The organism is Rhizobium sp. SVR5-9E (assembly GCF_056755095.1).
Genome location: NZ_JBNDHS010000526.1, coordinates 1 through 256, shown reverse-complemented (window position 1 = coordinate 256; position 256 = coordinate 1). Strand labels below are relative to the sequence as shown.

Genomic DNA, 256 nt, shown 5'->3' with positions numbered 1-256 from the left:
ATGCAAGATTTGAGTAATCAGGTTTTTACAAAAATTCCCGGCATTCTGGAAAAGTGTATTTTAGAAGTTCTATATCAAACAGGAATTCGTAAGGCTGAGCTTTGTGGTATGACTTTTGAGAATGTAAATCTTACCGGAAATGAAATAAAAGTAATAGGAAAAGGAAATAAACAAAGAGTGATTCCGATTTCAGATAATCTCTCCGGACTGTTAAAAAGTTACGTAGAAATACGCAAACCTGAAACAGAATATAAAT

1 protein-coding gene is annotated in these 256 nt (G+C 32.4%); it reads left to right on the top strand.

Annotated elements, in window-relative coordinates; genetic code table 11:
• Positions 1–256 (top strand): tyrosine-type recombinase/integrase (locus ACPYOJ_RS35905; RefSeq protein WP_481420466.1); only part of this gene is annotated, 256 nt, incomplete at both ends.